The following is a 7326-nucleotide window of genomic DNA, read 5'->3' as shown; positions in this document are numbered from 1 at the left end:
ACGCACACCCAATGACGCACTATCCGTATTATTAAGCGAATTAACAAGCCAGTATCATYTTTTTTTGACTGGCGCAAAACCGAGCACAGTCTTTATCACGCCATGCTAGCCTACGCCGATGTACTCATCGTTACAGGCGATTCATTGTCCATGTGCTCAGAAGCCGCCTACACAGGCACGCCTTTGCTGGTTGATCTTACCGATAGCGCTATGGAAAAATACCATCAAGACATCATCGCCAAATTAATCGAATACGGCGCCGCTAAGCCTCTCACACACGACTATCAGGCATGGACGTATCAGCCACTCGACCCTACCGGTGATGTCGCAAAAGCGGTTTTTCAGTGTTTGCAAGCATAACGTTCGCCGCTCAAACGGTGACTGTTATGCACTATGGATATACCAAATAGAATGTACGATACAGAAGGAAACACGCAAACAATGCGCCTTCCTTCGTTCGACGCACCCTATAAGCGCTTCTTACGGCCTTATCGCTCTACCCATCTTACGAGTTATTTAAAGAAATGAAATCAGCATATTCAAGCGGTCAACTTTTCATTGAGGGATAAACATGTCTTTTTTTAAACACCCATTTGTTAAGCAATTAGGCAGCAGTTTTTTAGATTTAGCACCGATTTTGGCCGTCGTTATTGTTTTTCAAATATGGGTGATAAAACAGCCGATTCCGGATTTGGGAAATTTAATAATGGGCACAGTGTTTGTGGTGCTGGGGTTGACATTATTTATTCAAGGGCTGGAATTGGGACTATTTCCGATTGGCGAGTCGATGGCTTATGCGTTTGCAAAAAAAGGCAGTGTCGCATGGTTGCTGACTTTTGCATTCTGTTTAGGGTTTGGCACAACGGTAGCTGAACCCGCCTTAATTGCGGTGGCGAATGAGGCAGCCAATATTGCGGCCAAAGGTAAATTGATTTCCGCTGATTTGCAAGCTAAAGCCGGTTATGCTATGGGTTTGCGTTTATCAGTGGCTTTGTCAGTCGGTTTTGCGATTATGGTCGGGGTATTGCGGATTATCAAAGGCTGGCCTTTGCATTATCTGATTATCTGCGGCTATGCGGCGGTGTTGATTATCACCCCATTTGCACCGAAGGAAATCATCGGTATTGCCTATGATTCCGGCGGCGTGACAACATCCACGATTACCGTGCCGTTAGTGACTGCATTAGGGATTGGTTTGGCAACCGCCATTAAAGGCCGGAATCCGATGATAGATGGCTTCGGGCTGATTGCATTCGCATCATTAACGCCAATAGTGTTTGTTATGGCTTACGGAATATTACGATGACAGAGTGGTTTTATAATTTTTTAACCGTGATTTGGACAACCTGTACCGATGTATTGCCGATTGCGGCGATTATTATAGGCTTTCAGCTTTTAGTGATTCGCAAACCCCTCCCGCATCCGACTAAAACAGCACTGGGTTTTTTCTATGTGTTAATCGGCATAGCCTTTTTTTTTAGAAGGGTTGAATATGGCGCTATTTCCGCTCGGTGATTTGATGGCGAAACAGCTCACCACGCCCGAATTTTTAGGCATTCCTGCCGAGGCGACAGAAATTTCCTGGACAAAATACGGCTGGGTTTATCTGTTTGCGGCCTGTATTGGTTTTGCCACTACTTTAGCCGAACCTTCTTTACTTGCGGTGGCGATAAAAGCGGAAACCGTCTCCGGCGGCACAATTGGCGCATTTGGTCTGCGATTGGCGGTATCGGTTGGTGTCGCCTTGGGGATTGCGTTGGGAACATTCAGAATTGTCACTGGCAGTGAACTTTATTATTACATTATCGCCGGTTATGTAGTGGTACTGATTCAAACCGCTTACGCGCCGAAAATCATTGTTGGCCTGGCTTACGATTCCGGCGGCGTAACCACTTCGACAGTGACTGTCCCTTTGGTAACGGCTTTAGGGATTGGCCTGGCTTCTACAATACCGGGACGAAACCCGTTGTTTGACGGTTTTGGCTTGATTGCGTTTGCCAGTTTGTTCCCAATTATTTCAGTGTTGGCTTATTCGCAAATTGCCCTATGGCGTAGCAAACATTCATCATCTCACTCTTAAGAGGTCTTTATGCACTTTAAATTATTAATTGCATTTGTCGAAGCGGACAAAACCAATACCGTGCTGGATACGGCGCGGCAAAACGGCGCAAAAGGCGCAACCGTGATTACCAGTGCCAGAGGAGAGGGCATTAAACAATCAAAAAACGTTTTTCGGGCTAACCTTAGAAACCCAGCGCGACGTGCTGCTGTTTTTAGTCGAAGAACACTTAAGTCGGCATATTTTGGAAGAAATTGCCAAAGTTGGCGAATTTGACAGCAAGCCTGGCACCGGCATCGCCTTTCAGATTGATGTGGAAGACGCTATTGGGGTAATGCGCCAGGTTGAAAAATTAACACAAGAACTAGAGGACACATTATGAGTTGTGATACCAGCAAAACCATTCGAGTCAAAGAGATTATGAAAAGCGAGTTCAGCCGGATTGAAGCCACCCAAACTATTAAAGAAGCGTTAGAAGCGATGAAAATTCACCGCACTTCGGTACTGATTGTGAATAAACGCCACTCTGACGATGAATGGGGCATGATTACCTCCAGCGACATTGCGCGGGATGTGTTGGCAAAAAACCGCGCCCCAGACAGGGTGAATATTTATGAGGTGATGACTTGTCCTGTGATTAGCGTTCACCCGGAAATGGACATCCGCCACTGTTCACGGTTGTTTTCAACCTATAACTTAGTACGGGCGCCGGTGATTGTGGATAATCAAGTGGTTGGCATGATCAGCCCTAACTCATTGGTTTTAGACGGTTTATATGCTATCTGCAACTAAATAAGGATTTTATTTTATGGTGAGATTGTAGACACCGTCTTAAACTCCCAAAATCAAGCCTTGATTAAACACCATAGTTAGTATCTGATGTTACGCAGATTTAAGTTGCTAAGATTATTATTGCTCGCTCCCAAACTTAATCATTCACCCCCCACGACTTAACGCGATAAGGAAGCGCATCGTTCGCGTGTATCCTCGATAGATGCGCCTAGTGCCTAGACAAAAACACCTTATGGCGTTAAGTCATTCACTCATGGCTATCAGGTATGCGCGTAGAGTTACTAGATTCTACCGTGAATGCCCTATGTGTCAGGATAGATGTGGCAACAACGATGATTTACACCCATGTGCTGAATAAAGGTGGAAAGGGCGTTGTTAGTCCCTTGGATCGAATGTAAGTCAGGCTATCTAAGTGCGCTACAACCTAATAAGTCGCACTATTAATAAGTCGTAATAGCAAGGTAGCCATAATGAAGCTTCCGAATCCGGTTTTTATGTGACTATGGTGTTCTGCATTCTGGTTTGGCTTCATGTGCGCTAATCGCTAATACTTTCTGAACGACTCTAGGCAAACACTTGTCAGTGTTGCCTGTAAAGCATTAATGTTGGTAGTTTAAGTCTATTTTAGTATTGATTCAATACGGCTTTCCCACAGAAAAATGGAATATGACGTTTGTTTCTTTTGGATGCTCAGGTTGATTAGATGTTTTTACTTAACTTATTGATTAATATATTAAATTACAATTGTAGACTATTTATACAATCTGAAAAAACTGTAATAAAAGCCGTATCTAAGCAGACGATATAACACGCTTTCCACAGAGTTATCCACAGTTTTTGTGCATAACTGTTTTGATGCCTGTATCCGCAGCTGTTAAGTTGGTAATACGAGTAACCGCAATTTTTATAAGGGGCAATAGGCTATAGCATTATAAAGATTGAACATCCTGTGCATTATGCAGTTGCTAATGCGCCTTGAAGTTTTCGTCAACCATCAGTTAGGCAATTTTTAACTTGAAGTTGTCGGTCAGAAATATAAGGGATTCTTCTGCCTGTCCAATTAATTAGATCATTACAAGGAGCTGATTGGGAATTTTTAAATTACATATTACAACTTAGCTGTCAATCCGTAACTTCTGGTATAAAATAATTTAAGAATAATACTAACCTTATGGAAAAATCTGTATGTGGGCTGAATTACGAGATTTACGAGAAGAAATTGATGTTGGCACCCCGCCAAGGAATGGGGTCGAAGTTGCGCTAACAATAGACGGTTTAGCTGTTCAGGTGCCATCGGGCAGCTCAATCATGTTAGCTGCCGCGAAAGCGGGGCAAAGCGTACCTAAACTATGTGCGACAGACACACTTGAACCTTTCGGCAGTTGCCGGGTATGTTTGGTAGAAATTGAAGGCCGCAAGGGTTTTCCTGCCAGCTGCACTACCTTGGTTGAAGAAGGCATGGTGGTAAAAACACAGTCAGACGACCTGCAAAAACTGCGTAAAGGCGTACTTGAGCTCTACCTTTCCGACTTTCCAGAACAAGATATTGAAGGTGGTTGGAGCGAATTTCACGAAACATTGAAACAATGTGGCGTAACTTCCCATCCCTACCGCAAAGGCGATAACCATCAAGATGCTCCAGTTGATGAATCCAACCCATATTTCCTGTTTGATCCCGCAAAGTGCATCGTTTGCAGCCGTTGTGTCCGCGCTTGCGAGGAAATCCAAGGGACATTTGCTTTGACGATTTCGGGTAGGGGGTTTGAATCCCAGGTCGCCGCCGGGGAAAATCACTCCTTTTTTGAATCAGAATGTGTCAGTTGTGGTGCCTGTGTGCAAACTTGCCCGACGCAGGCTCTTGTCGAAAAAAGCCTATTTGAAGGAGGATATCAACGTGGCTAATCCAATCAAACCCGATCGCAGTGTAATAACTACATGCGCCTATTGTGGCGTGGGCTGTAGCTTTAAAGCTGAAACTTACCAAGGTAAGATCGTCCGGATGATTCCATGGAAAGAAGGCAAAGCCAATCACGGCCATAGTTGTGTGAAAGGCCGTTTTGCCTATGATTATTACAATCACCCTGATCGCATCCGTACTCCGCTAATCCGCAAATCCATTGATGATCCCTGGAAAGAAGCCAGCTGGGATGAAGCCATCAACTATGCCGCCAGTGAATTTAAGCGAATACAGGATAAACACGGCAAAAAATCCATCGGCGGAGTGTCCAGTTCTCGTTGCACAAACGAAGAAATCTTTTTGGTGCAAAAGTTGGTGCGTGCGGTTATGGGCAACAACAATATCGACAATTGCGCACGTATCTGCCATTCACCCACCCAATTTGGTATGTCTGCCACTGTCGGTTGGGGGGCGGCGAGCCAGCATTTCGATTCCATTTTGCAAGCCAATGTCATTATGGTGGTTGGCGCTAACCCGACAGAAGGCCATCCGGTTTTCGGTTCCTTGATGAAGCGACGCATTCGCGAAAGGTGCAAAGCTGATCGTCATTGATCCGCGCCGCACCGAGACGGTGGATTCGGCACACTGTAAAGCCAGCTTGCATTTGGCCTTACGTCCCGGCACTAACGTTGCTGTATTGGACAGTATTTCGCACGTAATCGTCCGCGAAAAATTGTACAACGAGCAATTTATAAGGGAGCGCTGCGAATGGGAAGAGTTTGAAGTTTGGATGGACTTAGTCGGTAGTGATCGGTATGCGCCTGAAATTATCGGTCCGCAAGCCGGTATTGATCCTGAAGCGATTCGGCAAGTCGCCCGTATGTACGCTGGTGGCCCGAACAGCGCTATTTATTACGGCCTTGGCGTCACCGAGCATTCACAAGGTTCAACCGGTGTGATGTGTCTAGGTAACCTAGCGCTGGCTTGCGGCATGTTTGGCCGTGAAGGCGTTGGCGTTAACCCTCTGCGCGGACAAGGCAACGTACAGGGTGGAAGCTGCCTTGGCAGTTGGCCACACGTCTTCAGTGGTTATCGCTTCGTGACCGACCCTGAGGTACGCTCATCTTTTGAGGGCGACTGGGGCGTGCCATTGGACGACGAGCCTGGCCTGCGCTTGCCGAATATGTTTGATGCCGCGCTGAGCGGACATTTCCGCGGCATGTTCATCATGGGTGAAGATCCGGTGCAAAGCGATCCGAATCAACACCACGTAATAGCAGCCATGAAGAGTATGGAGTGTGTCGTTCTTCAGGATATATTCTTAAACGAAACTGCAAAATACGCGCATGTTTTATTACCGGGTTCGTCTTCCCTTGAAAAAGAAGGCAGCTTCACCAGCGCGGAACGGCGTGTTAACCGCGTGCGCAAAGTGGTCGAGCCGCTGGCCGGCTACCAAGATTGGGAAGTTGTCGTCAAGCTGATGAATGCGATGGGCTATCCGGCGCATTACAACAATGCAGGGGAAATTCTGGATGAGATTGCCCGTTTGTCTCCGGCTTACAAGGGAATGAGTTTTGCTTTGTTGGATCGTATCGGCTCCGCGCAATGGCCTTGTGATGAAAACGCGCCAGAAGGCACCGAAGTCTTGCACACCGTTAAATTTCCGCGCGCTAACGGGCGTGGCACCTTTATGTTAACGGAATATGTGCCCACCATCGAGCGCACCAACGATCAGTATCCGTTGTTATTGACCACCGGCCGCATCCTAAGCCAATACAATGTGGGGACACAAACGCGGCGCACGGCTAACTCCATGTGGCATCCTGAGGATATCTTGGAGATTAATGCGGAGGACGCCCACGTTCGCGGTATTCGCGACGGTGATTGGTTAAGCATTAGCAGCCGCTTTGGTACCACCCAGCTAAAAGCCAAGCTGTCGAAACGCGTAAACCCCGGCATTGTTTATACCACCTTCCATCACGCTAAGTCTAAGGCTAACGTTTTGACATCTGACTTATCCGATTGGGCGACCAACTGTCCCGAATACAAAGTAACCGCTGTTGAAGTGATCAAAGCCACCGCTGAAACCGAGACAGTAAGGTCAGGTATTCAGAAACAAGCCGTGACCGAGGAGATTATTGCATGAGTTATTCTGTAAAGCAGCCTGGCGGTGCGCAAGACGATACCGTAATAGATATGGACAAGTTAATCGATATGGCTAACCAAATCGGCGATTTCTTTGCGCCCTACCCACCCGTCAGGCAGATAGAAGGCATCCGCAACCATCTTCGCACCTATTGGGATCCTAGAATGCGTCAAGCGCTTTTAGAATATATCAAAAAAGAAGGAGGCAATAATCTACATGAGCATGTACTTGCAGGAGCAACAGCATTAATAGAAACAGCTAATGAAAAAAAAGGTTATTACGGCCCACCAAAGGTCTAATACTAATCTTTTAACTTTTTGGTTTTGTTCATATCAGGTTGGAGTGCCTTAGATACGTTGCAATGCAACATATCTACCAAAAAACCGAAAARWWAGTTAAATATTTCATTGTTTAGTTAGGTAAAAGCCACAA

At 46.1% G+C, this 7326-nt stretch carries 9 protein-coding genes and 1 pseudogene; all 10 read left to right on the top strand.

Features of this window, described 5'->3' with window-relative positions:
• Positions 1-21 precede the first annotated feature (21 nt).
• The 10 genes and pseudogenes from VZ94_RS24780 (at position 22) to VZ94_RS19445 (ending at position 7193) form a co-directional block, all read left to right on the top strand.
• Entirely contained in the window at positions 22-360 is a 339-nt protein-coding gene (locus VZ94_RS24780) for an ELM1/GtrOC1 family putative glycosyltransferase (RefSeq protein WP_082081847.1), read from the top strand.
• A gap of 211 nt (positions 361-571) precedes the next feature.
• Entirely contained in the window at positions 572-1306 is a 735-nt protein-coding gene (locus tag VZ94_RS19470) for a DUF1538 domain-containing protein (RefSeq protein ID WP_082081839.1), read from the top strand.
• Positions 1303-1515: a DUF1538 family protein gene (locus tag VZ94_RS32555; RefSeq protein WP_338040537.1), complete on the top strand. Its 213-nt coding sequence runs from the start codon at positions 1303-1305 to the stop codon at positions 1513-1515. Before VZ94_RS19470 ends, VZ94_RS32555 begins: the two co-directional genes overlap by 4 nt.
• Entirely contained in the window at positions 1493-2080 is a 588-nt protein-coding gene (locus tag VZ94_RS19465; protein ID WP_338040539.1) for a DUF1538 domain-containing protein, read from the top strand. Before VZ94_RS32555 ends, VZ94_RS19465 begins: the two co-directional genes overlap by 23 nt.
• Before the next feature lie 112 nt (positions 2081-2192).
• On the top strand, positions 2193-2441 hold the full coding sequence (locus tag VZ94_RS19460; RefSeq protein WP_239650094.1) for a P-II family nitrogen regulator: 249 nt from the start codon (positions 2193-2195) through the stop codon (positions 2439-2441).
• Positions 2438-2851, top strand: coding sequence for a CBS domain-containing protein (locus VZ94_RS19455; protein WP_045780507.1), 414 nt, complete (start codon positions 2438-2440; stop codon positions 2849-2851). Before VZ94_RS19460 ends, VZ94_RS19455 begins: the two co-directional genes overlap by 4 nt.
• 1185 nt (positions 2852-4036) lie before the next feature.
• Complete coding sequence (locus VZ94_RS29765; protein ID WP_109867737.1) at positions 4037-4753, top strand: 2Fe-2S iron-sulfur cluster-binding protein; 717 nt, start codon at positions 4037-4039, stop codon at positions 4751-4753.
• Positions 4665-6171: pseudogene (locus tag VZ94_RS29760) on the top strand (molybdopterin oxidoreductase family protein); the annotation flags it as partial. The gene VZ94_RS29765 and the pseudogene VZ94_RS29760, both read left to right, overlap by 89 nt.
• Positions 6172-6228: 57 nt before the next feature.
• The gene (locus VZ94_RS29755) at positions 6229-6894 is read left to right on the top strand and encodes a molybdopterin oxidoreductase family protein (protein WP_338040538.1); all 666 of its coding nucleotides are present in this window, start codon (positions 6229-6231) and stop codon (positions 6892-6894) included.
• Positions 6891-7193: a formate dehydrogenase subunit delta gene (locus tag VZ94_RS19445; RefSeq protein ID WP_045780506.1), complete on the top strand. Its 303-nt coding sequence runs from the start codon at positions 6891-6893 to the stop codon at positions 7191-7193. The genes VZ94_RS29755 and VZ94_RS19445 overlap by 4 nt, the downstream gene beginning before the upstream one ends.
• The last annotated feature ends 133 nt before the right edge of the window (positions 7194-7326 follow it).

It is taken from the genome of Methylocucumis oryzae (assembly GCF_000963695.1).
GTDB classification, from domain to species: Bacteria; Pseudomonadota; Gammaproteobacteria; order Methylococcales; family Methylomonadaceae; genus Methylovulum; species Methylovulum oryzae.
The sequence above is the reverse complement of the archived record's forward strand: the minus strand, read 5'-3'. Positions and strand labels throughout refer to the sequence as shown.

Coding starts and splice junctions, on each gene's coding strand:
- VZ94_RS19470 (WP_082081839.1), top strand. CDS start 572: ATGTCTTTTTTTAAACACCCATTTGTTAAGCAATTAGGCAGCAGTTTT.
- VZ94_RS32555 (WP_338040537.1), top strand. CDS start 1,303: ATGACAGAGTGGTTTTATAATTTTTTAACCGTGATTTGGACAACCTGT.
- VZ94_RS19465 (WP_338040539.1), top strand. CDS start 1,493: ATGGCGCTATTTCCGCTCGGTGATTTGATGGCGAAACAGCTCACCACG.
- VZ94_RS19455 (WP_045780507.1), top strand. CDS start 2,438: ATGAGTTGTGATACCAGCAAAACCATTCGAGTCAAAGAGATTATGAAA.
- VZ94_RS29765 (WP_109867737.1), top strand. CDS start 4,037: ATGTGGGCTGAATTACGAGATTTACGAGAAGAAATTGATGTTGGCACC.
- VZ94_RS29755 (WP_338040538.1), top strand. CDS start 6,229: ATGAATGCGATGGGCTATCCGGCGCATTACAACAATGCAGGGGAAATT.
- VZ94_RS19445 (WP_045780506.1), top strand. CDS start 6,891: ATGAGTTATTCTGTAAAGCAGCCTGGCGGTGCGCAAGACGATACCGTA.